The organism is Pseudomonas sp. B20 (assembly GCF_020515755.1).
GTDB lineage: Bacteria > Pseudomonadota > Gammaproteobacteria > Pseudomonadales > Pseudomonadaceae > Aquipseudomonas > Aquipseudomonas syringae.
In genome coordinates this window covers 13,300-40,254 of the sequence record NZ_JAHPJG010000001.1, presented here as the reverse complement: position 1 = coordinate 40,254, position 26,955 = coordinate 13,300, and the positions used below count along the sequence as shown (strand labels likewise).

The following is a 26,955-nucleotide window of genomic DNA, read 5'->3' as shown; positions in this document are numbered from 1 at the left end:
TGTGGCGCCGTCCGCATCGGTACGGCGATCAATGAAAAAACGCCGCGACGGGCAAGCCGGTCGCGGCGCAGGTATTACACAGTCAAAGGCTTAGTTGATCTGGCCGTGACAGTGCTTGAATTTCTTGCCCGAACCACACCAGCACAGCTCGTTGCGGCCCAGTTTCTGGTCGTTGCGAACCGGCTCGGATGCAACGGCAACAGGCGCTTCGCCACCCTCTTCATCGAGAAGCGGCTGCTCGATGCCCGGTGCCGGCGCGTGTTCGAACTGCATGCGACTGGCCAGCTCTTCGGCGTCCTGACGCAGGCGTGCTTCTTCTTCCTCTGGATCTTCGCGGCGAACCTGAACATGCGAGAGCACACGGATGGTGTCGCGCTTGATCGAATCCAGCAGTTCCTGGAACAGCGTGAAGGACTCGCGCTTGTATTCCTGCTTCGGGTTCTTCTGAGCGTAGCCGCGCAGGTGGATACCGTGACGCAGGTGGTCCATGGTCGACAGGTGATCTTTCCACAGGTCGTCCAGCACGCGCAGGAGGATCTGCTTCTCGAAGGAGCGCAGAGCTTCGGCGCTGGCCTGGTCTTCCTTCTCGTTGTACGCCACCAGCAACTGCGCCATGATTTTTTCGCGCAGGCTGTCTTCGTGCAGGTTGTCGTCTTCGTCGAGCCACTGCTGGATCGGCATTTGCACCGCGAAGTCGGTATTGAGCGCCGATTCCAGGCCAGCAACATTCCACTGCTCCGGCAGGGACTGTGGCGGAATGTGCTGGATGATCAGGTTGTTGAGCACTTCCTCGCGGAAGTCGGCAATGGTCTCGCCAATGTTCTCGGCGGCCAGCAACGTGTTACGCATGTGATAAATCACTTTACGCTGTTCGTTGGCCACGTCATCGAATTCCAGCAACTGCTTGCGGATGTCGAAGTTGCGACCTTCCACCTTGCGCTGCGCCTTTTCGATGGCGTTGGTCACCATGCGATGCTCGATGGCCTCACCGGACTGCATGCCCAGCGCCTTCATGAAGTTCTTCACCCGGTCAGAGGCAAAGATGCGCATCAGGCTGTCTTCGAGCGACAGGTAGAAACGGCTGGAGCCGGTGTCGCCCTGACGGCCGGCACGACCGCGCAGCTGGTTGTCGATACGACGCGATTCGTGACGCTCGGAGGCAATGACATGCAGGCCGCCCGCTTCGATCACCTGCTGATGGCGCTTCTGCCAGTCAGCCTTGATTTGTGCGATCTGCTCGGGAGTCGGGTCTTCCAGATTCGCAACCTCGACTTCCCAGTTGCCGCCCAGCAGGATGTCGGTACCACGACCGGCCATGTTGGTGGCAATGGTCAACGCACCCGGACGACCGGCCTGCGCGATGATTTCCGCTTCCTTTTCGTGGAACTTGGCGTTCAGAACCTTGTGCTCGATGCCTTCCTTGTTGAGCAGGCTGGACATGTGCTCGGACGTTTCGATGGTCGCCGTACCCACCAGCACCGGACGGTTTTCCGCGATGCAGGCCTTGATGTCGGTGACGATGGCGGCGTACTTCTCTTCCGCCGTCAGGTAGACCAGGTCGTTGAAGTCCTTACGCGCCAAAGGCTTGTTCGGCGGGATGACCATGACGGCCAGGTTGTAGATCTGGTGGAATTCGAACGCTTCGGTGTCGGCCGTACCGGTCATGCCGGACAGCTTGTTGTACAGACGGAAGTAGTTCTGGAACGTGGTCGATGCCAGGGTCTGGCTTTCAGCCTGAATGTTCAGACCTTCCTTGGCTTCGATGGCCTGGTGCAGACCTTCGGACAGACGACGGCCCGGCATGGTACGGCCGGTGTGTTCATCGACCAGCAGCACCTGACCGTCCGAAACGATGTATTCGACGTTGCGATTGAACAGCTTGTGCGCACGCAGACCGGCATAGACGTGAGTCAGCAGGCCCAGGTTATGCGCCGAGTAGAGGCTCTCGCCTTCAGCCAGCAGGCCGACTTCGGTGAGCATTTCCTCGATGAACTGGTGACCGGCTTCGTTCAGCTCGACCTGACGGGTTTTCTCGTCGACGGTGAAATGACCCGGCTTGGTGACTTCGCCTTCCACTTCCTCGATATGCTGCTCGAGCTTGGGGATCAGGCGGTTGATTTCGGTGTACAGCTTGGAACTGTCTTCAGCCTGGCCGGAGATGATCAGCGGCGTACGCGCTTCGTCGATCAGAATCGAGTCGACTTCGTCGATCACGGCAAAATTGAGTTCACGCTGGAACTTGTCGTCCATGCTGAACGCCATGTTGTCGCGCAGGTAATCGAAACCGTATTCGTTGTTGGTGCCGTACGTAATATCGGCAGCGTAGGCGGCGCGCTTCTCTTCTGGCGGCTGGAATGGCGTGACGATGCCTACGGTCAGGCCGAGGAATTCGTACAGCGGACGCATCCAGTTGGCATCGCGGCGCGCGAGGTAATCGTTCACGGTAACGACGTGAACGCCCTTGCCGGACAATGCGTTGAGGTAGACAGCCAGCGTACCGACCAGGGTTTTACCTTCACCGGTGCGCATTTCCGCGATCTGACCTTCGTGCAGGGTCATGCCGCCGATCAACTGAACGTCGAAGTGGCGCATGCCCATGACGCGCTTGCCCGCTTCACGAGCGACAGCAAAGGCTTCCGGAAGCAATTGATCGAGGGTCTCGCCTTTGGCTATGCGGGCCTTGAACTCTTCGGTCTTGGCGCGCAGTTGCTCGTCCGAAAGGGCCACCATTTGCTCTTCGAAGGCATTGACGATCTGTACCGTCTTGAGCATGCGTTTTACTTCACGCTCGTTCTTGCTTCCAAAAAGTTTTTTCAACAAAGGCGCAAACATATCGACAGGATCTTCCACACATAGGAATGGAGGGCGGCCCCGTGAGTCGCCCGTGCAGCCCAGATGGCCGCATGCGAACGAGCATTCTACCCGGAAACGATGGTGAGGAAAGTGGCGTTATTCCACGATGCTGGCACAGCGCTGTGACGGGGCAGGTTTACAATGGGGCCATTTTCAAGCACTTCAACCCGTTAGCCGGGGAAGTTACTCATTGATTTGCATATGAAAGCACGGAAATGCCCTGAAAAGCAGCCGTCAGAACGCTTTCTGTTAAGATGTTCATCTTGTTACCCAGGCATCCCTCCATGGCCTTTCGTCCTCTGAACGCCCGCCCGCCCGCGGTTTTGCTGCGTGAAGCCAAGCCCCTGAAGGCTATATTTCGCCACGCCGAGCGATTGAGCCACTTGCAGCGCCTGCTCGAAAGCCAGCTGCAGCCTGCGGCCCGCGAGCATTGTCGCGTGGCCTCGTGGCGCGAAGGTACCTTGTTGCTGATCGTGACGGACGGTCATTGGGCCACGCGCCTGCGCTACCAGCAGAAACGCCTGCACCGGCAAATGATGGCCTTCGACGAATTCATCAACCTGACGCGCATTGTGTTCAAGGTGCAGCCGCCTGAAGCGCCCCGCGGAGCCGCCACGCACACCATCGACCTGTCGGCAGTGGCTGCCGAAAACATTCAGGCCACCGCTGAAGGCATCACCGATCCGCGCTTGCGTGCCGCACTGGAACGGCTGGCCAGCCATGCGAAGGACAGGAAGTAGCCCTGCCTGATCGCTGCACGCCCTCCGCGAACACTGACTTTCCCTGAAAAAGCCCATAAAAAAAGGCCACCCGAGGGCAGCCTTTAAAGAACAAAAGGAAAGAGAGTAAAGCTTGCTTACACCGCCGCGACAGGGCGCATGTAAGAAATAGGTGCCGTACTGGCATCCTCGAAAGTCACCACTTCCCAAGCGTCTTTCTGCTCGATCAACGTGCGCAGCAGACGGTTGTTCAGTGCATGCCCCGATTTGAAACCCCGGAACTCACCAATCAGGCTGTTGCCCAGCAGGTAGAGGTCACCGATGGCGTCGAGGATTTTGTGTTTGACGAATTCGTCCTCGTACCGCAGGCCGTCTTCGTTCAGTACACCGTCCTTGTCGACCACGATGGCGTTTTCCACGCTGCCGCCGAGTGCGAGGTTGTGCTTGCGCAGGTACTCGATATCACTCATGAACCCGAAGGTCCGGGCACGGCTGACTTCCTTCACGAAGGAAGTACTGGAAAAGTCCACGCTTGCACTCTGGGTGCGGTCACGGAAGACCGGGTGATCGAAATCGATCTCGAAACTGACCTTGAACCCTTCGAAAGGCACGAAAGTAGCGCGTTTACCGCCCTCCTCCACTGTGACTTCACGCAGGATACGGATGAATTTCTTCGGCTCGTCCTGTTCTTCCAGGCCTGCCGATTGAATCAGGAATACGAAAGGGCCTGCGCTGCCGTCCATGATAGGAACTTCGGAGGCAGAGAGCTCGACGTAGGCGTTATCGATGCCAAGGCCAGCCATGGCCGAGAGCAAGTGTTCTACCGTGTCGACTTTGACATCACCATTGACCAGAGTGGTCGACAGAGTGGTGTCACCGACGTTTTCCGCACGCGCAGGAATCTGCACGACGGGATCAAGGTCAGCTCGGCAAAACACAATGCCGGTATTCACAGGTGCGGGCTTGAGGGTCAGGTAAACCTTCTCCCCGGAGTGCAGGCCTACACCTGTGGCACGGATAATATTTTTCAGGGTGCGTTGTTTAATCATGGCATGGGCCGCTTCAGCGCAAGTTGCGAACTGGTATCAACAAAGGCTGGCGATGATAGCAGACCATGCCTTTGCTGAACACCAATCACCCTAATACCCCTGATACATTTCATCAATCGGCCTGACGACGCAGGAAAGCCGGGATGTCCAGGTAATCAAGATCATCGTTAGGGTTCATCTTCGCCGCGGCTGTAGCGCCTGCGTGTGCCTGATTGCGCATCACGGTAGGACGATCCAGGTCACGGTAGTTGACCGACGGTGCTTCCTGGCGGGACGCCTGCTGTGCAGGAGCCTGCTGGGTAGTCTGCAGCGTGTTGTCGATGACCTTGACAGGTTTCTCGATTTTCGCGCCCAGGCCGGTGGCAACCACAGTCACGTGCAACTCGTCACGCATGTCCGGATCGATAACGGTACCGACCTTGACCATCGCGTGCTCGGAAGCGAACGCTTCGATGATGCTACCCACGTCCGAGTACTCACCCAGAGACAGGTCAGGACCGGCAGTGATGTTGACCAGGATGCCGCGAGCGCCCTGCAGGTTGACGTCTTCGAGCAACGGGTTGCGGATCGCCGCTTCGGTCGCTTCACGTGCACGGTTAGGACCGCTGGCGCAGCCAGTGCCCATCATCGCCATGCCCATTTCGCTCATCACGGTACGCACGTCGGCGAAGTCGACGTTGATCATGCCCGGACGCTTGATGATGTCGGAGATACCGCGAACGGCACCGGCCAGTACATCGTCAGCCTTGGCGAAAGCCGACAGCAGGCTGGCGTCTTTACCGAGGATGGTCAGCAGCTTCTCGTTGGGGATGGTGATCAACGAGTCGACGCTTTCGGACAGCATGCGGATGCCTTCATCGGCGATCTGCATACGCTTGCGACCTTCGAACGGGAACGGACGGGTCACGACTGCGACCGTCAGAATGCCCATTTCCTTGGCCACTTCAGCAATGATCGGTGCTGCACCGGTACCGGTACCGCCGCCCATGCCAGTGGTGATGAAAACCATGTTGGTGCCCTGCAGAACTTCTGCAATGCGCTCACGATCTTCCAGTGCGGCCTGACGACCGACTTCAGGGTTGGCGCCAGCGCCAAGGCCTTTGGTCACGCCGGTGCCCAGTTGCAGAATGGTCCGCGCGCCGATGTTTTTCAGCGCTTGAGCATCGGTGTTGGCGCAGATGAATTCCACTCCTTCGATGTTGCTCTTGACCATGTGATTGACAGCGTTGCCGCCACCACCGCCTACGCCGATAACCTTGATAACCGGGCTTTGCGGGACGTTGTCTACGAGTTCGAACATTTTCTCTCTCCTTCCGCTTTCTAGTTAGTTTTGCCTACTGCCTGCCGATACTGCTGGTGAAGCCCTGAATCTGAAGCTGTGAAACCGTTGAACGTTGAAACTTAGAAATTGCCCTGCACCCAACGCTTGATACGCTCAAGCACCGGTGCCTTGGTTTCGTCGCTGTAACTGCTGTTGCCGACAATCCCGGACAGCGAAATGCCATCCGATTGTTTTTGCAGCCCGTACATCAACAGGCCTACGCCGGTTGAGTAGATCGGGTTGCGCACGACATCAGCGAGCCCTTTGACGCTGTGCGGTACGCCCAGGCGGACCGGCATGTGGAAGATTTCCTCGGCCAGTTCGACCGCACCTTCCATTTTCGCTGTGCCCCCGGTCAGCACGATGCCGGCCGGGATCAGATCTTCGTAGCCGCTGCGGCGCAGTTCGGCCTGGATCAGGGTGAACAGCTCGTCGTAACGAGGCTCTACCACTTCGGCCAGGGCCTGACGCGACAACTCGCGAGGTGGACGGTCGCCCACGCTCGGCACTTTGATGGTTTCGCCCGCACCGGCCAGTTTGGCCAGCGCACAGGCATAACGAATCTTGATTTCTTCGGCGTACTGGGTCGGAGTGCGCAACGCCATGGCGATGTCGTTAGTCACCTGATCACCCGCAATCGGGATGACCGCCGTGTGGCGAATGGCGCCTTCGGTGAAGATCGCGATGTCGGTGGTGCCGCCACCGATGTCCACCAGGCACACACCCAGTTCTTTCTCGTCATCGGTCAGCACGGAATACGCCGAGGCCAGTTGCTCGAGAATGATGTCGTCGACTTCAAGACCGCAGCGACGTACGCACTTTTCGATGTTCTGCGCCGCGTTCACCGCACAGGTCACCACGTGGACCTTGGCTTCCAGACGTACGCCGGACATGCCCAGGGGCTCACGCACGCCTTCCTGGTTATCGATCACGTAATCCTGAGGCAGGGTGTGCAACACACGCTGGTCGGCAGGAATGGCCACCGCCTGAGCAGCATCGAGCACACGCTCCAGGTCCGCAGAGCTGACTTCGCGATCACGAATCGCCACGATGCCGTGCGAGTTCAGGCTGCGAATGTGGCTGCCTGCAACGCCCACGAATGCCGAGTGGATACGGCAGCCGGCCATCAGCTGCGCTTCTTCGATCGCGCGCTGGATCGACTGCACGGTCGATTCGATATTCACCACCACGCCCTTTTTCAGGCCGCGGGAGGGATGGGTACCGATACCCACGATTTCCAGCGAGCCATCGGCCGCGACTTCGCCTACCAGTGCCACCACCTTGGAGGTACCGATATCCAGCCCGACGATCATTTTGCCGCTTTGCACATTTGCCATGGTCCTGCCTCTTATCAATTCTTCGCGACGGCGGGTTTTTCCGTCGCCGGCGCTGCCTGTTCGCGCCAACCGACCGCAAGGCCGTTGGAGTAACGCAAGTCGACGCGCGCGATATTCGTTATTTGGTCTTTCAGCGTTTTGTCGTAAATCGCGATGAAGCGGCGCATTTTTTCGACAAGGTGGTCGCGTCCAAGCAACAATTCGATACCCGGGCCAGCACTACCGGCACCTGTTGTCAGGAACCAGCTGCCACGCTCGCGCAGTTCCAGGCGCACGATGGAGAAGCCCAGCGGGCGCAACATCTGACTCAACACCTGATACTGCTGCATCACCTGCTGCTGGGCCCGCTGCGGGCCGAACAACTGGGGAAGATGTTCGTAATTGGACAGTTCACGCGGTGTGAAAGCCTGCCCCTGGTTATTCAACAGCGCTTCATCGCCCCAACGGGCAACCGGCAACTGCTCTTCAAGACGAATCACTACCTGATCCGGCCATACACGACGGACCTCGGCGTGCGCGATCCATGGCATCTGCTCAAGCTCGGTGCGCATGGCAGCCAGATCGATCTTGAAAAAGCTCGACGCCACATAAGGCGCAATCCGCTGCTGTACAGCCTGCTGGCTGATGTAACTCAAATCGCCCTGCACGTTGATGCGGGTAATCGGGCGGTCGGCGTACGGCAGCAGACGCTGTGCTGCCTCATAAGTACCGAAGCCCAGAACCACCAACAGCACAGGCCAGAGCAGACGCTTCAGAAAACTGAAGTTGGCCTTGGGCAGGCGCGCCGACAAGGGCTCCTTGGCCACCATACGGCTGGCGCCGCGCGGCACCGGCTTGTTGCGGCCGGGTGCAGGTGGCTGAGGACGTGTCGACGGGCCGTACATGCCTTAACCCCTCGCCTGAACGCTGTCGGCCAGAATCGCCAACACCAGTTGTTGAAAATCCAGACCTGCCGCACGGGCCGCCATAGGCACCAGACTGTGATCGGTCATGCCCGGTACAGTATTGACTTCCAGTAACCAGAACTTGCCTTGTGCGTCCTGCATGACATCCGTGCGCGCCCACCCTGCAATGCCGATGGCTTCGCAAGCACGTGCTGCAAGTTGTTTGAGTTCCTGTTCCTGTGCATCGCCAAGTCCGCACGGAATCCGATACTGAGTATCGGACGCCAGGTACTTGGCATCGTAATCATAAAAACTGTGAGGAGTGCCCAGGCCGATGGGAGGCAACACCTGGCCACGCAGAGACGCCACAGTGAACTCAGGTCCCTGAATCCATTGTTCGACTAATACTTGCGAATCGTAGGTACTGGCGGCTTTCCATGCGGCGATCAATTCATCGACGCTGTTCACCTTTGCCATACCGATACTTGAACCTTCATGGGCCGGTTTGACGATCAAAGGCAAGCCCAGTTCCGTCGCGGCGCAAATACAATCACTCTCGTTTTCAAGAACGGCATGCAGCGGTGTGGCGAGACCGAGACTCTGCCAGACCTGCTTGGTGCGCAACTTGTCCATCGCCAGTGCAGAAGCCAGTACGCCACTGCCGGTATAAGGGATTTCCAGGCATTCCAGCAGGCCTTGCATGGTGCCGTCTTCACCACCACGTCCGTGCAGAACGATAAAGGCACGGTCGATTTTCTCGCTGACCAGTCGCTGCAGGAAATCATCGCCCACATCAATGCCGAACGCATCCACGCCTGCCTCGAGCAACGCACTGAGCACGGCGTTACCCGAGTTCAGCGAGACTGCCCGCTCGGCACTCTTGCCACCGAAGAGCACGGCGACACGGCCGAAGCTTTTCGGCTCGAGTGTCGAGCGCAGGGAAGACTGGGCGACCGCTGTCATTTCAGCTTCCCTTCGGTGGAGGCCACTTTGGCACCGGCGAACAGCGGGCTCTTGAGCAGTTGCGGTGCCAGACCGGCAATGTCGCCAGCGCCCTGACAGAGCAGAATGTCGCCCGCGCGCAGCAACGGTTTGACCAGCGGCGCCAGCTCGACACCGCGCTCGATGTAGATCGGGTCCAGTTGGCCGCGCTGACGAATGCTGTGGCACAGGTTACGACTGTCCGCACCGGGAACCGGCTCTTCACCGGCCGGGTAGACTTCCATCAGCAGCAGCACATTGGCGTCCGCCAGAACCTGCACGAAGTCATCGTACAGATCGCGTGTGCGGCTAAACCGGTGCGGCTGGTAAACCATGACCAGACGACGATCAGGCCAGCCACCACGCACCGCACTGATCACTGCTGCCACTTCACGCGGGTGGTGACCGTAGTCATCGACCAGCATCACGTTGCCGCCATCGACCGGCAGCTCGCCGTAGACCTGGAAGCGCCGACCAACGCCCTGGAAGCCGGAAAGCCCCTGAACGATGGCCTCGTCGCTGACGCCCTCATCGGTAGCAATGGCGATGGTCGCCAGCGAGTTGAGTACGTTGTGATTGCCGGGCATGTTCACCGACACATCCAGCGGCTCGCGATCGCGGCGCAGTACGGTGAAGAAGGTCAGCATGCCGTCCTGACGCACATTGATTGCGCGTATATCGGCAGACTCGCTGAAGCCATAGGTCAGCGTCGGGCGCTTGACCAGCGGCAGAATTTCACGCACTACCGGATCGTCGATGCACATTACCGCCAGCCCGTAGAAAGGCAGGTTGTGCAGGAACTCGACAAAGGTCTTCTTCAGTTTGTTGAAGTCGCCTTCGTAGGTCGCCATGTGATCGGCGTCGATATTGGTGACCACTGCGACCAGAGGTTGCAGGTGCAGGAAGCTGGCGTCGCTTTCATCGGCTTCGGCGATCAGGTAACGGCTGGTGCCCAACTGCGCATTGGTGCCCGCTGCGTTAAGACGACCGCCAATCACGAAGGTCGGGTCCAGGCCGCCGGCAGCGAATACCGAAGCGATCAGGCTGGTGGTGGTGGTCTTGCCATGCGTACCGGCAACGGCGATGCCGTGGCGATAACGCATCAGCTCGGCGAGCATCTCGGCACGCGGTACGACCGGGATGCGGCGCTCCAGCGCAGTGGCCACTTCCGGGTTGGAGGTGTTGACGGCACTGGACACTACCAGCACGTCGGCACCGATGGTGTTCTCGGCACGATGGCCAATGAAAATCTGTGCGCCGAACGATTCCAGGCGTTCGGTCACGGCCGAGCCCTTCAGGTCGGAGCCCGACACTTCGTAGCCCAGGTTCAACAGTACCTCGGCAATCCCGCACATGCCGACACCGCCGATACCGACGAAGTGGATACGACGGATACGGCGCATTTCAGGTTGTGGCATGGCGCGTTGATTCTCAACCATGGGCCACCTCCACACAGACGTTGACGACGGTGCTGGTTGCATCAGGCCTGGCCAGGCTGCGTGCAGTGCGGGCCATGCTGTTCAATTGTTCGGGTTGCATCAAAACCTCTTTCAGGCGTGCTGCCATCTCGGCGGCGCCAGTTGTCGCTTGCGGCATGACGAAGGCTGCGCCTTCGCGAGCCAGATAGTCAGCGTTACGTGACTGATGGTCATCAATCGCGTGGGGCAGCGGTATCAGCAACGACGGCAGGCCGGCGGCGGCCAGTTCGCTGATGGTCAATGCGCCTGCGCGGCAGACCACCAGATCGGCCCAGCCATAGGCTTGGGCCATGTTCTGGATGAACGGCGCAACCTGCGCCTCGACGCCCACGTTGCGATAGCGCTCGGCGGTGACTGCGTCATGATTCTTGCCCGACTGATGAAAGACTTCGGGCTGGATGTCCTGAGGCAGCTGGGACAGCGCCTCGGGCAACAATTTGTTCAGCGGCTCCGCGCCCAGGCTGCCGCCCAGTACCAGCAGACGAGCCTTGCGTCCGGCCAGTGCCTGACGCGGTGTTTCCAGAAACAGCTCGACACGCACCGGGTTGCCGGTGGTGCGACGCTTGGACGACTCCGCAAAGGTGTTCGGGAACGCTTCGCATACCCGGCTGGCAAACGACGCCAGACTGCGGTTGGCGGTACCGGCCACGGCGTTCTGCTCGTGAATGATCAACGGTACGCCTGCCAGCTTCGCCGCCAGACCGCCGGGGCCGGTGACGTAGCCACCAAAGCCGACCACGCAGACCGGTTTCACCTGACGCACGACCTTGCGTGCCTGCATCAGAGCCTTGAGCAACATGAAAGGCGCCTTGAGCAGCGACAAGCGGCCCTTGCCACGCAGGCCGGTGACATTGATCAGGTGCAGCGTCAGACCGGCCTGCGGCACCAGTTCGTTTTCGATACCGCGCGGCGTGCCCAGCCAATGGACCTTGTAGCCGCGTGCCTGGAACTCGCGCGCGCAGGCCAGCGCCGGGAATACATGCCCGCCGGTCCCGCCCGCCATGATCAGCACGTTAGCGTCCATGAGGCGTGTCCTCGGCGAAGTCGCTTTCCTTGAACTCGGCTTCTTCACTGCCCATGTTGTTGCGCGATTCCCACTCGATGCGCAGCAGCAGCCCGAGACTCGCGCAGCAGATCACCAGCGAGCTGCCGCCGTAGCTGAGGAACGGCAGGGTCAGGCCTTTGGTGGGCAGCAGACCGACGTTCACACCGATGTTGATCAGGAACTGACCGATCCACAGGAACGACAGGCCGTAGGCCACGTAGGCACCGAAGAACTGCTTGGCGCGCTCGGCCCACATGCCGATGTACATGCCGCGAATACTGACGAACAGGAACAACGCGACGGTGATCAGCGAACCCACGACGCCCAGCTCTTCTGCAAGTACCGAAAACACGAAGTCGGTGTGCGCTTCCGGCAGGTAGAACTGCTTCTGCACGCTGTTGCCCAGCCCGACGCCGAACCACTCGCCGCGACCGAAGGCGATCAGCGCCTGGGTCAATTGGTAGCCGGAGCCGAACTGGTCGGCCCACGGGTCGGTAAAGTTGGTCAGACGCGCCATCCGGTAAGGTTGGGCCTGAACCAGCACCACAACAGAGGCAACCGCCAGTACCACCATCAGTGAGAAGCGGAACAGGCCGACACCACCGAGGAACAACATGGCCGCCGCGGCGCCCATCATTACCACGGTCGCACCGAAGTCAGGCTCCATGAGCAGCAGACCGGCCATCGGCAACAGCACGATGAACGGCTTGAAGAAGCCCATCCAGCTTTCGCGAACTTCCTGCTGCTGACGAATCAGGTAGCCGGCAAGGAAGATCACCACAAACACCTTGGCGATTTCCGACGGCTGCACGTTGAACGCGCCGAAGCCGATCCAGCGCATCGAACCGTTCACCTCGCGCCCGATCCCCGGCACCAGCACCAGCAGCAACAGGCCGAACGCGCCGAGCAGCATCATCCAGCCCAGACGCTGCCAGGTGGCCACCGGGATCATCATGGTCACGCCGCAGGCACCCAGGCCGATCAGCAGATAAACCAGGTGACGGGTCATCATGTACAGCGTGTTGCCCGACTGCACTGCGGCCACTTCCGACGAGGCCGAGGTAATCATCACCAGTCCAAGGCCGAGCAGCGCCAGGCAGCCGACCAGCATCGGGAAGTCCAGGTCGATGCCGCGCCCACTGATCAGTGGCGATGGATAAGGCTTGATCACACCGAAGATCATGACAAGCACTCCACTGCCTGCGCGAACACACGTCCGCGCTCTTCATAATTCTTGAACATGTCCAGACTGGCGCATGCAGGAGAAAGCAATACCGCATCGCCACGTTGCGCCAGTTTTGCGCTGTGCTCGACAGCCGCCTGGACGGTGTCGACACGCAGCAGCGGAACGGCGTCACCCAATGCCTGGGCAATCAGTTCGGCATCGCGACCGAGCAAGACCGCCGCGCGGCAATGCTTGGCGACTGGCGCACGCAAACCGCTGAAGTCAGCGCCTTTGCCATCGCCGCCGGCGATCAGCACCAGCTTGCCGTCGATATCCGAGCCCAGCCCTTCGATGGCAGCCAGTGCGGCGCCCACGTTGGTGGCTTTGGAATCGTTGTAGTAATGAATGCCGTCGTGCTCGCGCAGCCACTGGCAGCGATGCTCCAGGCCGGTGAATTCACGCAGGCTGGCGAGCATGGCGTCGAACGGCAGGCCGACCGCATGCCCGAGCGCCAAGGCGGCGAGCGCGTTGGCCTGATTGTGCGCACCGCGCACTTTCAGCTCACGCACCGACATGAGGTTTTCAAACTGGAACGCCAGGTACTTTTCGCCGTTCTCTTCACGCAGGCCGAAACCATGGAAATCGGGCTTGTTGAGGCCGAATGTCCAGCACGGCAGACCTTCGCCAATCAACGGACGGGACAGCGCGTCCTGACGATTGACCACCACTTGCCGCGCGCCACGGAAAATCCGGTGCTTGGCCAGGTGGTAGGCAGGCAGGCCGCTGTAGCGGTCCATGTGGTCTTCGCTGATATTCAGCACGGTCGCCACTTCAGCATTGAGCTGGTCGGTGGTTTCGAGCTGAAAGCTGGAAAGCTCCATCACGTACAACTCGACATCGTCGCTGAGCAGGTCCAGCGCCGGAGTGCCGAGATTGCCGCCCACCGCCACACGCTTTCCAGCGGCAGCGGCCATCTCACCGACCAGCGTGGTCACGGTGCTTTTTGCATTCGAACCGGTAATGGCAATCACCGGCACCTTCGCGTAACGCGCGAACAGTTCGATGTCGCCCGACAGTTTGACGCCGCGTGCGTGCGCCTGCTGCAGGGCCGGGGTCGCCAGGGCCAGACCGGGGCTGACATACAGCTCATCGGCACGGCAGAGGAAATCCACGTCCAGCTCGCCACAACGCACTTCCACCTGCGGATAGTCGCGACGCAAGGTCGCCAGCTCAGGAGGATTCTCCCGCGTGTCGGCCACGGCAAAGGACACGCCCTGGTTCGCCAGGAAGCGAACCAGGGACATGCCGCTTTTGCCTAGACCCACGACAATGCGGAAGCGGTCGGAAACGATCAGGGACACTCGTTCTACCTCAGTTTCAGCGTGGCAAGGCCAATGAGCACCAGAATCACGGTGATGATCCAGAAACGGACGATCACACGTGGCTCGGGCCAGCCTTTGAGTTCAAAGTGGTGGTGGATCGGCGCCATGCGGAATACGCGGCGGCCGGTAAGTTTGAAAGACGCAACCTGAATGACCACTGAAAGGGTTTCCATCACGAACACGCCGCCCATGATGAACAGGACCATTTCCTGACGAACGATCACCGCCATGGTGCCCAGCGCCGCGCCGAGCGCCAGCGCACCGACGTCGCCCATGAACACCTGCGCCGGATACGTGTTGAACCAGAGGAACCCGAGCCCGGCACCAATCAGCGCGCCTGAGAACACAATCAGCTCGCCCGCCCCCGGTACGTAGGGAATCAGCAGGTATTCAGCAAATTTCACGTTACCCGACAGGTAGCAGAAGATGCCCAGGGCACCGCCCACCATCACCGTCGGCATGATCGCCAGACCGTCCAGCCCGTCAGTCAGGTTGACTGCGTTGCTGGAGCCGACGATCACGAAATAGGTCAGCACGATGAAACCGATACCCAGCGGGATGCGCACATCCTTGAGCATCGGCACGATCAGCGTGGTTTCAGTCGCCGACGGTGCAGTCGTATAAAGGAAGATCGCGGCACAGAGGCCGAACACCGACTGCCAGAAATACTTCCAGCGGCTCGGCAGGCCACGCGAATTCTTTTCGATCACCTTGCGGTAGTCATCGACCCAGCCGATGGCGCCGAACAGGAAGGTCACCAGCAACACAACCCACACGTAACGGTTGCTCAGGTCAGCCCACAGCAGCGTACTGATACCAATGGACGAGAGGATCAACGCGCCGCCCATGGTCGGCGTACCCGACTTGGAGAGGTGCGACTGCGGACCGTCGTTACGCACCGACTGACCGATCTGACGCATCTGCAGGGTGCGGATCATCCACGGCCCCAGGCACAGCGACAGCGTCAGTGCAGTGAGCACGCCAAGGATCCCGCGCAATGACAGGTACTGAAAGACCGCGAAGCCTTTGTAGAACTGTTGTAAAAACTCGGCCAACAGCAGCAGCATTAATGTTTCTCCAGGCTAGAACCGCACAAGGCAGCCACGACGTGTTCCATCGCAGCGCTACGCGAGCCCTTGATCAGTAAAGTGGTATCAGGGTCCTGCTCGGCGCCCAGCGCCGCAATCAGTTCAGCCTGACTGGCAAAGTGGTAAGCGTGCTCGCCAAAGGCGCTGACGGCGTGAGTCATCAATGGGCCGACGGCATACAGCGCCGACACCTTGCCAGCAGCATAGGCACCGACTTCGCGATGCCCCTGCTCGGCCCAGTCGCCCAGCTCGCCGATATCGCCCAGCACCAGTACGGTACGACCTGTGAAGCCGGTGAGGATGTCGACGGCCGCGTTGATCGAGGCAGGGTTGGCGTTGTAGGTGTCATCGATGACGCGCGTGCCATTGCTGGCGATTTGCGCCACGGCACGGCCCTTGACCGGCTGCACGTTGTTCAGTCCGGTGACGATCCCTTCCAGCGGCACACCCATTGCGCAGCCGGCAGCCGCAGCGGCCAGGGCATTGGACACATTGTGCGTGCCGAGCAGGTTCAACTGAACCCGGGCAGTGCCGAGCGGGCTGTTGAGGGTGAAAGCCGGGCAGCCCCGCGCATCACGGCTAAGCTCGCTGGCGTACACGTCAGCCGCAGAGTCGGTCAGTGCGAAGGTCAGGACATTACGATTGCCAGCGCGCTTGCGCCAGATCGGGAAGGCCTTGTCTTCCAGGTTCAAGACTGCCGTACCACCCGCGTCGAGACCTTCCAGAATCTCGCCCTTGGCTTCGACAATGCGGTCGGGACCGCCAAACTCGCCAACATGGGCGGTCCCGGCGTTGGTGATCATGGCGACGTGCGGCTTGGCGAGGCTCACGGTGTAGGCAATCTCGCCAACCCGCGAAGCACCCAGTTCGATCACAGCCGACGTGTATTCAGGGGCCAGTTCCAGCAGCGTCAGTGGAACGCCCAATTCGTTGTTCAGGTTGCCTCGGGTCGCGAGCACAGGCCCGCGCGTGCGCAGGATGCTCGCGAGCATTTCCTTGACCGTGGTTTTGCCACTCGACCCGGTGACGGCAGCAACCGGCCGGTCGACGAACGCATTGCGATTCATGGCACCCAGTTGGGCAAGTGCCTTGCGGGTATCCAGCACGACCAGTTGCGACAAGGCGGTGCCCTGCACTTCGCGCTCGACCAGAGCACCGACCGCACCTTTGGCAGCCACTTGTTCGAGGTATTCATGACCGTCGAAACGCGGACCGGTCAAGGCCACGAACAGCTGGCCAGGCTCGATGCCCCGGCTGTCGGTGCTGACGCCGGCAAAGCTGCAGTCGCCGCCGACCAGACGGGCGTCGAGTGGCACAACCAGTTCGCTGAAGGTCATTGGCTTAAGCATTCGCAGGCTCCCATACAGCAAGCGCGCTGGCGGCTTCTTGCAGGTCGGAGAACGGCTGCCGCTGACCGTTGATTTCCTGGTAGTCCTCGTGGCCCTTGCCGGCAAGCACCACGACGTCATCGGCATTGGCGCTGGCAATCAGCTCGGCAATGGCCTGACCGCGACCTTCGATGAAACGCACCTTGTCCGCAGCAACGAAGCCAGGGCGTATATCGTCAAAAATACTGACAGACGATTCGGAGCGCGGATTGTCATCAGTGACCCATACGCCGTCGGCCAGACGCTCGACCACTTCAGCCATCAGCGGACGCTTGCCACGGTCACGATCACCGCCGCAGCCGAACAGGCACAACAAGCGGCCCTTGGCGTGCGGGCGCAGTGCTTCGAGTACTTTTTCCAGCGCGTCCGGGGTGTGAGCGTAATCCACGACGACCAGGGGCTTGTCGGCACCACCCAGACGCTGCATGCGTCCGACCGGGCCTTCGAGTTTCGGCAGCGCCTTGAGAATTTCGTCCAGCGCGTAATCCAGGCCCAGCAATGCACCGACCGCAGCCAGCACATTGCTAAGGTTGAAACGGCCCAGCAGGCTGCTGCGCAGGAAGTGTTCGCCCTGAGGCGTGACCAGCGTGGCACGCACGCCATCGTCATCGAACTTCGCATCGCGGCAATACAGGTAGGCCGTGCTGTCCAACTGGCTGTAGGTGATCAGGCGCGACTCTTGTTTGACAGCGGCCAGTTCACGACCGAAATCGTCATCCAGGTTGATCACCCGGCATTTCAGATCGGGCCATGCGAACAGCTTCGCCTTGGCGGCAGCGTAGGCCTCCATGGTGCCGTGGTAATCCAGATGGTCGCGGGACAGATTGGTCAGCACCGCCACATCAAAGGCCAGCGCCGCAGCGCGTCCCTGATCAAGACCGTGGGAGGAGACTTCCATCGCCACTGCGCGCGCGCCGGCCTGTCTCAGGTCGGTCAGCGTTGCCTGCACGGCAATCGGATCAGGCGTGGTGTGGCGGCCGCTTTGCAGCGAACCGTAGAAACCGGTGCCCAGTGTACCGACGATCCCGCAGCGTTGGCCGAGGGCATCAAGCGCCTGAGCCACCAACTGGGTCACGCTGGTCTTGCCGTTGGTGCCGGTAACACCCACCAGATTCAGACTGCGGCTCGAATCGCCATAGAAGCGACCAGCGATCGCGGACAACTGCGCGGCAAGCCCTTTTACCGGAATCAGCGGCACGTCAGTGATCGGCAGAACGATCGACCCTTCGACTTCATAGGCTACGGCAGCTGCGCCACGCTTGAGCGCGTCGGCGATGTGCGCGCGGCCATCGACCTTGATGCCCGGCACAGCCAGAAACAGGTCGCCCGGACGCACATTGCGGCTGTCGAGAGTCAACTCGCGAATCAGCGCATCGCGGTCGGTGTGAGCGAAAAGCTTGCTCAGATTAAAGGCCATCAACCACGCCCTCCTTTGGCTGCCGGTGCGGCGTTGACTTGTTCAGGTGGCGCAAGGTTGTCCGGCGTCACGTTCATCAAACGCAACGTGCCGGACATGACCTTGCTGAATACCGGGGCCGAAACCAGACCACCGTAGTAACCACCCTTGCTCGGCTCGTCGATGACCACCACGATGGCGTAGCGCGGGTTACTCATCGGGCCGAAACCGGCGAACAGCGAGCGATAGGAATTTTCCGCGTAGCCCTTGGTACCGATGGACGTCTTGCGCGCCGTACCACTCTTGCCAGCGACGTGGTAGGACGGCACACGGGCGCGATAGACGCCGCGCGGGTCCTCGATAACCTGCTGCAACATGCCTTGCAGGGTCTTCGCGGTTTTCTCCGGAATGGCCTGGGTCGACTCCGGCTCTTTGTCTGTTTTGAGGATGGTCAACGGCACGATGCGGCCATTGTTGGCCAGCGCGCCATAGGCATGCACCAGCTGCAAGGCAGTGACCGACAGACCGTAGCCATAGGACAGCGTGGCAGTTTCGGCCTTGCGCCATTCGCGGTAGTTGGGCAGGTTGCCGACGCGCTCGCCAGGGAAGCCGAGGCCGGTGTACTGACCGAACCCGACGCGCTGCATGGCACGGAAAATCGCCTCACCGCCCACATCGAACGCGACCTTGCTCATGCCGACGTTACTGGAGTTGATCAGAATGCCGGTCAGATCGAGGATCGGGCCTTCGGTCTTGGTCACGTCACGAATCGTGTATTTGCCGATCTGCAGGGTGCCCGGATAAACCTCGACCTTGTCGGTCGGCTTCCAGCGGCCACTGTCCAGGGCTGCAGTCATGGAGATCGGTTTCATGGTCGAACCGGGTTCGAACACGTCGATGATGGCCCGGTTGCGCATGGCGGCAGGCACCATGGTGCGGCGGTTGTTCGGGTTGTAGGTCGGCTGGTTGACCATCGCCAGTACCTCACCGGTCTTGACGTCCATGATCACCATGCTGCCGGCCTTGGCCTCGTTCTCGACGATGGCGTTGCGCAGTTCACGGGTCGCCAGGTACTGCAGGCGCAGGTCAATAGACAAAGCCAAGGTCTTTCCGGCCTTGGCATTCTTGGTCACCTGAACATCCTTGATCAGTCGGCCACGCCGGTCCTTGATGACCTGACGCTTGCCGGGCACACCGGCGAGCCAGTCGTCATACGCCAGCTCGACGCCTTCCCGGCCATGGTCGTCAAGGTCGGTAAAGCCGACCATGTGTGCAGTAACATCGCCGGCCGGATAAAAGCGGCGGAATTCTTCGATGCCATAGACACCCGGCACTTTCAGGTCGATGACCGACTGACCCTGTTCTGGCGTCAGGCCACGCACCAGGTAGATGAATTCCTTGTTCGCCTGTGAGTCCAGGCGCTCGGTCAATGCCTTGAGATCCTGACCCAGCGCGGCGGCCAGCATCGGCCACTTGGACTTGTCCTGCTGCATTTCACGCGGGTTGGCCCACAGGGTGGTCACCGGCGTACTGACGGCCAGCGGCTCGCCGTTACGGTCGGTGATCAGGCCACGGTGCGCCGGAATAGGAATATGCCGAAGGCTGCGTGCATCGCCCTGCTCCTTGAGAAAGGTATGGTCGATGACCTGCAGGTCGACAATGCGCCAGCAAATGGCGAGCACGAGGGACACCAGCAGCCCTACGACTACGCGAAAGCGCCACGGATAAAGAGCACCATCGAGTTTCATCATGGCGCCACCATCCGTACTTCGGCTGCGCTCGGGATGCGCATCTTCAGTTGTTCGGTGGCCAGGTTTTCGATGCGGCTATGCGCAGTCCAGGTGCTCTGCTCAAGAATCAGCCGACCCCACTCTGCCTGCGCCTTGTCGCGCACGCTCATTTCCGAATACAGCGAGTTGAGCAGTTGACGATTCCAATGTGCACTATAGGAAACGCCAATCGCCGAAATCAGGACAGCAATGAACAGCAGCAGCATAATAAAGCTGCCGCCGGGCAGAGGTTTCAGAAACAGACGGCTCACCTGAGCTTCTCCGCTACACGCATGACAGCACTGCGCGAGCGCGGGTTTGCTTTGGTTTCGACATCCGAAGCGAATTGAGCCTTGCCGTGAATTTTGATTTTCGGTTCGAACGGCTTGAACTGGATCGGCAGATTGCGCGGCATGTTGTCGGCTTCGCCCTTGGCGAGCTTGCGCATGAACAGCTTGACGATGCGATCTTCCAGCGAGTGAAAGCTGATGACGACCAGACGGCCACCCACTTCCAGCGCATCCATTGCCGCTTCGAGGCCGGCTTCAAGATCGCCCAATTCGTTGTTTACGTGAATACGCAGGCCCTGAAAGGCACGCGTTGCAGGATTCTTGCCCTTTTCCCAGGCAGGGTTCGCAACCTTGAGTACTTCTGCCAGATCGGCTGTGCGCTCGAAAGGCTGGACTTCGCGACGCGCAACGACCGCGTTGGCCATGCGCTTGGCAAACCGCTCTTCGCCGTATTCCTTGAAGACGCGGGCAATTTCTTCAGCCGGGGCAGTCGCAATGAACTCGGCAGCACTTACGCCACGGGTAGGGTCCATGCGCATGTCCAGAGGACCGTCATTCATGAAGCTGAAACCGCGCTCGGGATCATCCAGCTGCGGGGATGACACACCCAGATCCAGCAGAATGCCACTGACCTTGCCCGCCAAACCGCGTTCCTGAGCCTCGGATCCCAATTCGGCAAAGCTGCGCTGCACAATGACAAAGCGGCCGTCTTCGGCCGCTAGCGCTTGCCCGGTGGCAATCGCTTGAGGGTCCTTGTCGAAGCCCAGAAGCCGACCGTCGGGGCCCAGCTGGCTGAGTATCAGACGACTATGCCCGCCACGTCCGAACGTGCCGTCCAGATAGCAGCCATCGGCGCGCACCGCGAGAGCCTCCACGGCTTCTTCGAGCAGCACGGTGATGTGGGTAAAGCCGCTATTCTTAGTCACAGGATCAAATCACGTAATTCGTCGGGCATCGCGCCAGGTTTTTGAATGGCAGCCAGGTCAGCATCAGCAAGAGCATTCCAGGCGTCCTCGTCCCACAGTTGAAACTTGTTCAGCTGGCCCACCAGCATTACGCGCTTATCCAGCTTCGCGTACTCGCGCAGGCGCGGCGGTACCAGAAAACGCCCACTCCCGTCGAGCTCCAGATCGACAGCATTACCAATCAGAAGCCTTTGCAGACGGCGGTTCTCTTCACGAAACGTCGCCAGATCACGAAGTTTTGCTTCTATCAGCTCCCATTCGGAAAGCGGATAAAGGCAAAGGCATGGATCAACAGCATCAATGGTCACGATAAGTTGGCCGGCGCTACGCGAATCCAACTCGTCACGGTACCGGCTCGGCATAGCGAGACGGCCCTTGGCATCGAGATTGATCGCATTGGCACCACGGAACACAGGCGCATTCTCCGAATATTAGCTTTTTGCGCTAAAAAAACCCACTTCGTGCCACTTTCTGCCACTTGCGCACACTATAGGAACGCGCCCACCACACCGTCAAGGCACGGTCTTAAGGAAAACCCTTACATTTCGGAGATTTAGGAGAGGTATTGGGGATAAAAGGGTAATTCTGCGAAGGATCCGACGGATAAATCCCACGCCACTCAAATCGTTGCGATTCGAAGTTAATGTAATTTATGAGCTGTAAGATTTTTTTGGTATTACGGAGGGGTTTTGCTGCTTGAAACGAAGGGGAAGAAAAAAGGTGGAGAGTCGATCTGTAAGCCGGGTTCTGTCGAGAACAGTCATTCCTCTACGACGGCCATCACTGGACGCCTTTAGCAACCTACCCGGTTCCAGCGCGGGCCACGCCTAGGAACCCTATTTGGTCTTGCTCCGAGTGGGGTTTACCTTGCCACGAACTGTTACCAGACGTGCGGTGCGCTCTTACCGCACCTTTTCACCCTTACCGGCACCGAAGTGCTTAGGCGGTTATTTTCTGTGGCACTTTCCGTAGGCTCACGCCTCCCAGGCGTTACCTGGCACTCCGCCCTATGGAGCCCGGACTTTCCTCCCCCCCTTGTTGCGGAACAACAAGAGGCAGCGACTGTCCAATCGACTCTCCGCCGACAAGGTTAGCGGCACACGCCATCAAGAACAAGCTTTAATAGCATGCGTGTCCCCCTTACCCCTTTCAAAAGCAGGCCGCTACTCCTTCTGCTTCTCCAGCGCCACCTGATACAACAGGTTCTTGCGCACGCCGGTTATTTCGGCAGCCAGCGCCGCGGCCCGCTTGAGCGGCATCTCTGCAAGCAACAGATCCAGCACCCGACGAGCCTCCTCACCAATGACGTCCTCGTCATCCGGCGGCGTCCAGCCAGCCACCAGCACTACGCACTCGCCACGCTGCTGATTACTGTCGGATTCGACGAATGCCCGCAGCTCACCCAAAGGCAGACCCTTGAGGGTTTCGAAAGTTTTGGTTATTTCACGCGCCAGCAACGCCTGACGGTCAGCACCGAAGACCAGTTCCATATCCTGCAGACACTCCAGGATGCGATGCGGCGCCTCATAGTAGATCAACGTGCGCGGTTCTTCTTTGACACGCTCGAGCCTGGCCTTGCGACCCGCAGACTTGGCAGGAAGAAAACCCTCGAAAATAAATCGATCCGACGGCAGCCCGGCCGCAGACAAAGCCGCAATCAAGGCACACGCACCCGGCACAGGTACGACCTGCACACCTGCGGCACGCGCCTGGCGCACCAGGTGATAACCGGGATCGGAGATCAGTGGCGTGCCCGCATCGGAAATCAGTGCGACATCATCACCGGCCAGCAGACGCGTGATGAAACGACTACCCTCATCACGTTCGTTATGTTCGTGACAGGCAGCCAATGGCGTCGAGATGCCGAAGTGTTGCATCAGCCGTGCGGAATGACGCGTGTCTTCAGCTGCAATCAGCGCGACGTCACGCAACACCTTCAAGGCTCGCACACTCATGTCGTCCAGATTGCCGATAGGAGTCGCCACTACATAAAGCGAACCCGGAGTGGAATTCGAAACAACCGGAACAGTCAAAACGCAAACCTCGCAGGTTAAAACAGGTGCTTGGAAAAAATGCATTGTACAGGCTGCGGCCCGGCGGAACGGTTCGCGCCTCAGGATGCCGACAAAAAAGGAATGAAAACATGTTCAGACCCGAGCCAGAAACGCGGCGCACCTCGCCAATTGAACGATTTGGCCGCCAGATGACCTTAACGCGACTGATATCACGGCTTTAAATACCATCGACATCGCACCCCGGCCAGCGCTTGGGTACAATCCCCCGTTAATTCGCTCGAGTTTCAGGAACATACCAATGATCGCTTGTCTGCGGCTGCTCTCTGCCCTCTGCCTCGCTGCCCTCCTCGCAGCCTGTGCCAGCTCGCCCTCGTCCAGTCTTGGCGAGCTGCCTCGAACCCCTGATGCCAGCATCGAGCAATTGCTCGAGCAGGCCGCCAGCGCCAAAACACCCGAGCAAGCCGCAACGCTGCGCTTGAGTGCTGCCGATCTGGCCAGCCGCCAGAATGATGCAGGACGCGCCGCGCAAATCCTCGGACAAGTGCAAATCGATCAACTCAAGCCCGGCTTGCAGGTTTTCGCCAGCACACTGTCCGCCGAGCTGGCGATGGGCCGTAATCAGCCCAAGGCAGCGCTGACCGCCCTGAACCACCCAAGCATGCAGCGCCTGGGCGAGCTGTCGGTCGAGCAGCAGATTCGTACGCACATGGTCAAGGCACGCGCCCTGGAAGCCGATGGTCAGGCGCTCGCAGCCGCCAATGAACGTGTTTACGCCGGCCCGCTGCTGCAAGGCGCAGACGCCAGCGCCAACAATGACGCGATCTGGACACTGGTCTCCGCCCTGCCTGCCGAACAACTGCAGAGCACAGCCACCGACGATATGGGCGGCTGGCTGAATCTGGCTCGTTCGATCAAGGGCGCAGGCACGCTTGAGCAACAACAGGCTGCCATCGACAGCTGGAAAGCGCAGAACCCTAAACACCCTGCTGCACTGCAACTGCCAACCGCCCTCGCGCAGTTGCGTGCACTGACCAGCGAGCCGATCACCAAAATCGCCCTGCTGCTGCCGCAGGACGGTCAGTTGGCCGCAGTTGCCAAGGCATTGCGCGAAGGCTTCATGGCCGCGCACTTCCAGGCTCAGCAAGCAGGCGAGAATCCTCCGGCCATCCAGGTCTTCGACAGCTCGCGAATCACCTCGATGGACGAGTTCTACCGTCAGGCTCAGGCCGCTGGCGTGCAACTGGTCGTCGGTCCGCTGGAAAAGAACCTCGTCAAACAGCTGAACAGCCGTCAGCAGCTGCCTATCACTACCCTGGCGCTGAACTACAGCGACACCAGCAATGAAGGCCCTGCCCAGCTGTATCAGTTCGGCCTGGCCGCAGAAGACGAAGCCCGCGAGGTTGCACGTCGCGCCTGGGCAGACGGCAAGCGCAGCGCCGTGGCGATGGTTCCGAAAGGTGAATGGGGCGACCGTGTGCTGGACGCCTTCCGCAAGAGCTGGCAGGCCAAGGGCGGCACACTGATCGCTGCAGAGCACGTTGATCAGCCTGTAGAACTGGCACAGCAGGTCGCCGATCTGTTCCAGCTGCGCAACAGCGAAGGCCGCGCGCAGCGCCTGCAAAGCACGGCCGGCACTCAGGTCGCCGCTCAGCCAAGCCGTCGCCAGGACATCGACTTCATGTTCCTCGCCGCGACCCCGCAGCAAGCGCAGCAGATCAAACCCACCATGGTCTTCCAGTACGCAGGTGACGTTCCGGTCTACGCCACTTCGCACCTGTTCACCAACAGCAACGATCACGCGCAATACATGGACCTGAATGGCGTGCGCTTCTGCGAAACGCCATGGCTGCTGAACGCCGAAGACCCGCTGCGACAGCAGGTCACCGCGCAATGGCCACAGGCCGCAGGCAGCCTGGGTCGTCTGTATGCGATGGGTATCGACGCCTACCGCCTGGCACCGCGCCTTGCCCAGCTCAAGGCGATGCCTGACAGCCGCATTGACGGGCTGTCCGGCAGCCTCAGCCTGAACCCTGGCCGTCGCGTCGAACGCCAGCTGCCATGGGCCGAGTTCGTCGACGGCAAGATCCAGCGCCTGCCGGACACCGCTCCTTGATGCAACGCAGCACCCGCCAGCAAGCAGGGCGCGAGGCCGAAGCCTTCGCCCTGCAGTTTTTGCAACAACAGGGGCTGCGCCTGATTGAACAAAACTGGTTATGCAAACGCGGCGAGCTTGATCTAGTCATGCTTGACGGCGATACAGTAGTATTCGTCGAAGTTCGCTACCGTCGCCATTCAGGCTGGGGCGGCGCCATGGAAAGCGTCGATTTTCGCAAGCAGGAGAAACTCGTCACGGCCGCACAGCTTTTTCTGCAGCACGCAACGGCCTGGGCCAATTACCCCTGCCGTTTCGACGTGGTCGCCATTGAAGGCGAGCCCGGCAAGGCTGCACCACTGAACTGGATCAAGAGCGCTTTTGACAGCTGACCTGGCGCAGTGAAGCAGCAATCCGACTTGAGTCACGACCTGCAATACACTACAGCCCTCACCGATTTCGCTATTTGTTTTGCCGGCTGCACACCTTGTGTGCCGGATAGCTCCCGGGAGAACCCGGCGCATCCGTCCCGCCGCCGTACGCTCTAATTAAGGTCACATTGATGGACATGCAATCCCGAATTCGCCGGCTGTTCCAGGCCAGCATCGAAACCAAGCAACAGGCGATGGAAGTCCTTGCACCCTTTATCGAGCAAGCCAGTCAGGTCATGGTCAATGCCCTGCTCAACGAGGGCAAGATGCTCGCGTGCGGCAACGGCGGTTCAGCTGGCGATGCACAGCACTTTTCCTCGGAACTGCTCAACCGCTTCGAACGTGAGCGGCCGAGCCTGCCGGCAATTGCACTGACCACCGACAGCTCGACGATCACCTCGATCGCCAACGATTACAGCTACAACGAAATCTTCTCCAAACAGATCCGCGCGCTGGGTCAGCCAGGCGATGTATTGCTGGCTATTTCTACCAGCGGCAACTCGGCGAATATTATTCAGGCCATCCAGGCCGCACATGATCGCGAAATGATTGTCGTAGCATTGACGGGACGCGACGGTGGCGGCATGGCCTCACTGCTATTGCCCGAGGATGTGGAGATCCGCGTACCCGCCAATGTCACGGCACGCATACAAGAAGTCCATCTGCTGGCGATCCATTGCCTTTGCGATTTGATCGACAGCCAACTGTTCGGGAGTGAAGAATGACCCCTAATCGTCTCAGCCTACTGGTTCTGACACTGTGCCTCAGCATCACCGGATGCAGTTCGGTGATCACGGCCACTCGCGAAAAACCGATCGAAGATGATCGCGGCACGCGCACCTTCGGCAGCAAGATCGATGACTCGCTGATCGAGACCAAGGCAGCCGTCAACATCTCCAAGGCCAGCCCTGACCTCGCAGAGGGCTCGCACATCGTCGTGACCAGCTTCAACGGCATCGTGCTGCTGGCTGGCCAGACGCCGCGTGCCGACCTCAAGGCTATGGCCGAACAGGCCGCCAGCGCCGTTCAGCGCGTCAAGAAGGTCAACAACGAACTGCAGGTGATGGCACCCTCCTCACTGCTGGCGCGCAACAACGACGCCTGGCTGACCACCAAGGTCAAAAGCCAGATGATCGCTGACGCATCCATCCCCGGCTCACGCATCAAGGTGGTGACCGAGAACGGCATCGTATTCCTGCTGGGCCTGGTGACCCAGGACGAAGCCAATCGCGCCACCAACCTGGTGCAGGGCGTCTCCGGCGTACAGAAGATCGTCAAACTCTTCGAGTACATCGACTGACGGGTAA

Annotated in this window: 23 protein-coding genes and 1 other RNA gene; 5 read left to right on the top strand and 19 right to left on the bottom strand. The window is 60.0% G+C overall.

Annotated elements, in window-relative coordinates; translation table 11 throughout:
• Positions 1-90: 90 nt before the first annotated feature.
• Positions 91-2,832, bottom strand: coding sequence for a preprotein translocase subunit SecA (secA, locus tag LIX91_RS00190; RefSeq protein ID WP_003418776.1), 2,742 nt, complete (start codon positions 2,830-2,832; stop codon positions 91-93).
• 305 nt (positions 2,833-3,137) lie between these two features.
• Here secA and LIX91_RS00185 point away from each other — a divergent pair, with 305 nt between their 5' ends.
• The gene (locus LIX91_RS00185) at positions 3,138-3,593 is read left to right on the top strand and encodes a DUF721 domain-containing protein (protein ID WP_003313540.1); all 456 of its coding nucleotides are present in this window, start codon (positions 3,138-3,140) and stop codon (positions 3,591-3,593) included.
• A gap of 116 nt (positions 3,594-3,709) precedes the next feature.
• On the opposite strand, the gene lpxC is transcribed toward LIX91_RS00185, so the two are convergent.
• The 18 genes from lpxC to rsmI all read right to left on the bottom strand — a co-directional run bounded on the left by lpxC (position 3,710) and on the right by rsmI (position 23,143).
• The gene (lpxC, locus tag LIX91_RS00180) at positions 3,710-4,621 is read right to left on the bottom strand and encodes a UDP-3-O-acyl-N-acetylglucosamine deacetylase (protein WP_003364012.1); all 912 of its coding nucleotides are present in this window, start codon (positions 4,619-4,621) and stop codon (positions 3,710-3,712) included.
• A 112-nt stretch (positions 4,622-4,733) separates the two neighbouring features.
• On the bottom strand, positions 4,734-5,921 hold the full coding sequence (gene ftsZ / locus LIX91_RS00175; protein ID WP_002555041.1) for a cell division protein FtsZ: 1,188 nt from the start codon (positions 5,919-5,921) through the stop codon (positions 4,734-4,736).
• A gap of 101 nt (positions 5,922-6,022) precedes the next feature.
• A complete protein-coding gene (ftsA, locus tag LIX91_RS00170) occupies positions 6,023-7,279 on the bottom strand; it encodes a cell division protein FtsA (protein WP_003364017.1) in 1,257 nt (418 codons plus the stop codon).
• Between the two features lie 14 nt (positions 7,280-7,293).
• Complete coding sequence (locus LIX91_RS00165) at positions 7,294-8,163, bottom strand: cell division protein FtsQ/DivIB (protein ID WP_003395370.1); 870 nt, start codon at positions 8,161-8,163, stop codon at positions 7,294-7,296.
• Positions 8,164-8,166: 3 nt separating this feature from the next.
• On the bottom strand, positions 8,167-9,126 hold the full coding sequence (locus LIX91_RS00160; RefSeq protein WP_003395373.1) for a D-alanine--D-alanine ligase: 960 nt from the start codon (positions 9,124-9,126) through the stop codon (positions 8,167-8,169).
• On the bottom strand, positions 9,123-10,583 hold the full coding sequence (gene murC / locus LIX91_RS00155) for a UDP-N-acetylmuramate--L-alanine ligase (protein WP_003418785.1): 1,461 nt from the start codon (positions 10,581-10,583) through the stop codon (positions 9,123-9,125). The genes LIX91_RS00160 and murC overlap by 4 nt, the downstream gene beginning before the upstream one ends.
• Positions 10,576-11,646, bottom strand: coding sequence for an undecaprenyldiphospho-muramoylpentapeptide beta-N-acetylglucosaminyltransferase (gene murG, locus LIX91_RS00150; RefSeq protein WP_100072517.1), 1,071 nt, complete (start codon positions 11,644-11,646; stop codon positions 10,576-10,578). Before murG ends, murC begins: the two co-directional genes overlap by 8 nt.
• Positions 11,636-12,850 (bottom strand): putative lipid II flippase FtsW, encoded by a 1,215-nt coding sequence (gene ftsW / locus LIX91_RS00145; protein WP_003418789.1) that lies wholly within the window; start codon positions 12,848-12,850, stop codon positions 11,636-11,638. The genes murG and ftsW overlap by 11 nt, the downstream gene beginning before the upstream one ends.
• The gene (gene murD, locus LIX91_RS00140; protein WP_226487793.1) at positions 12,847-14,193 is read right to left on the bottom strand and encodes a UDP-N-acetylmuramoyl-L-alanine--D-glutamate ligase; all 1,347 of its coding nucleotides are present in this window, start codon (positions 14,191-14,193) and stop codon (positions 12,847-12,849) included. The genes ftsW and murD overlap by 4 nt, the downstream gene beginning before the upstream one ends.
• Before the next feature lie 5 nt (positions 14,194-14,198).
• Entirely contained in the window at positions 14,199-15,281 is a 1,083-nt protein-coding gene (gene mraY / locus LIX91_RS00135; protein WP_003313553.1) for a phospho-N-acetylmuramoyl-pentapeptide-transferase, read from the bottom strand.
• Positions 15,281-16,651: a UDP-N-acetylmuramoyl-tripeptide--D-alanyl-D-alanine ligase gene (locus tag LIX91_RS00130; RefSeq protein WP_226487792.1), complete on the bottom strand. Its 1,371-nt coding sequence runs from the start codon at positions 16,649-16,651 to the stop codon at positions 15,281-15,283. The genes mraY and LIX91_RS00130 overlap by 1 nt, the downstream gene beginning before the upstream one ends.
• Complete coding sequence (locus LIX91_RS00125; protein ID WP_226487791.1) at positions 16,644-18,107, bottom strand: UDP-N-acetylmuramoyl-L-alanyl-D-glutamate--2,6-diaminopimelate ligase; 1,464 nt, start codon at positions 18,105-18,107, stop codon at positions 16,644-16,646. Before LIX91_RS00125 ends, LIX91_RS00130 begins: the two co-directional genes overlap by 8 nt.
• Positions 18,107-19,834, bottom strand: coding sequence for a peptidoglycan D,D-transpeptidase FtsI family protein (locus LIX91_RS00120; RefSeq protein WP_162234414.1), 1,728 nt, complete (start codon positions 19,832-19,834; stop codon positions 18,107-18,109). The genes LIX91_RS00125 and LIX91_RS00120 overlap by 1 nt, the downstream gene beginning before the upstream one ends.
• Positions 19,834-20,127: a cell division protein FtsL gene (ftsL, locus tag LIX91_RS00115; RefSeq protein ID WP_002555053.1), complete on the bottom strand. Its 294-nt coding sequence runs from the start codon at positions 20,125-20,127 to the stop codon at positions 19,834-19,836. The genes LIX91_RS00120 and ftsL overlap by 1 nt, the downstream gene beginning before the upstream one ends.
• On the bottom strand, positions 20,124-21,071 hold the full coding sequence (gene rsmH / locus LIX91_RS00110; protein ID WP_226487790.1) for a 16S rRNA (cytosine(1402)-N(4))-methyltransferase RsmH: 948 nt from the start codon (positions 21,069-21,071) through the stop codon (positions 20,124-20,126). Before rsmH ends, ftsL begins: the two co-directional genes overlap by 4 nt.
• Entirely contained in the window at positions 21,068-21,523 is a 456-nt protein-coding gene (gene mraZ, locus LIX91_RS00105; RefSeq protein ID WP_003406034.1) for a division/cell wall cluster transcriptional repressor MraZ, read from the bottom strand. The genes rsmH and mraZ overlap by 4 nt, the downstream gene beginning before the upstream one ends.
• A gap of 307 nt (positions 21,524-21,830) precedes the next feature.
• Positions 21,831-22,188, bottom strand: an RNA gene (rnpB, locus tag LIX91_RS00100) — RNase P RNA component class A.
• An 85-nt stretch (positions 22,189-22,273) separates the two neighbouring features.
• Positions 22,274-23,143: a 16S rRNA (cytidine(1402)-2'-O)-methyltransferase gene (gene rsmI / locus LIX91_RS00095; protein WP_016568902.1), complete on the bottom strand. Its 870-nt coding sequence runs from the start codon at positions 23,141-23,143 to the stop codon at positions 22,274-22,276.
• 280 nt (positions 23,144-23,423) lie between these two features.
• Between rsmI and LIX91_RS00090 the strand changes: the two genes are divergently transcribed.
• The 4 genes from LIX91_RS00090 to LIX91_RS00075 all read left to right on the top strand — a co-directional run bounded on the left by LIX91_RS00090 (position 23,424) and on the right by LIX91_RS00075 (position 26,948).
• Positions 23,424-25,238, top strand: coding sequence for a penicillin-binding protein activator (locus LIX91_RS00090; RefSeq protein WP_003418800.1), 1,815 nt, complete (start codon positions 23,424-23,426; stop codon positions 25,236-25,238).
• Entirely contained in the window at positions 25,235-25,609 is a 375-nt protein-coding gene (locus LIX91_RS00085) for a YraN family protein (RefSeq protein WP_181017086.1), read from the top strand. The genes LIX91_RS00090 and LIX91_RS00085 overlap by 4 nt, the downstream gene beginning before the upstream one ends.
• A gap of 170 nt (positions 25,610-25,779) precedes the next feature.
• Positions 25,780-26,373 carry a phosphoheptose isomerase gene (locus tag LIX91_RS00080; RefSeq protein ID WP_003418801.1) on the top strand — a complete coding sequence of 198 codons (594 nt, stop codon included), beginning with the start codon at positions 25,780-25,782 and terminating at the stop codon, positions 26,371-26,373.
• Positions 26,370-26,948: a BON domain-containing protein gene (locus LIX91_RS00075; RefSeq protein ID WP_003313570.1), complete on the top strand. Its 579-nt coding sequence runs from the start codon at positions 26,370-26,372 to the stop codon at positions 26,946-26,948. Before LIX91_RS00080 ends, LIX91_RS00075 begins: the two co-directional genes overlap by 4 nt.
• Positions 26,949-26,955: the final 7 nt, after the last annotated feature.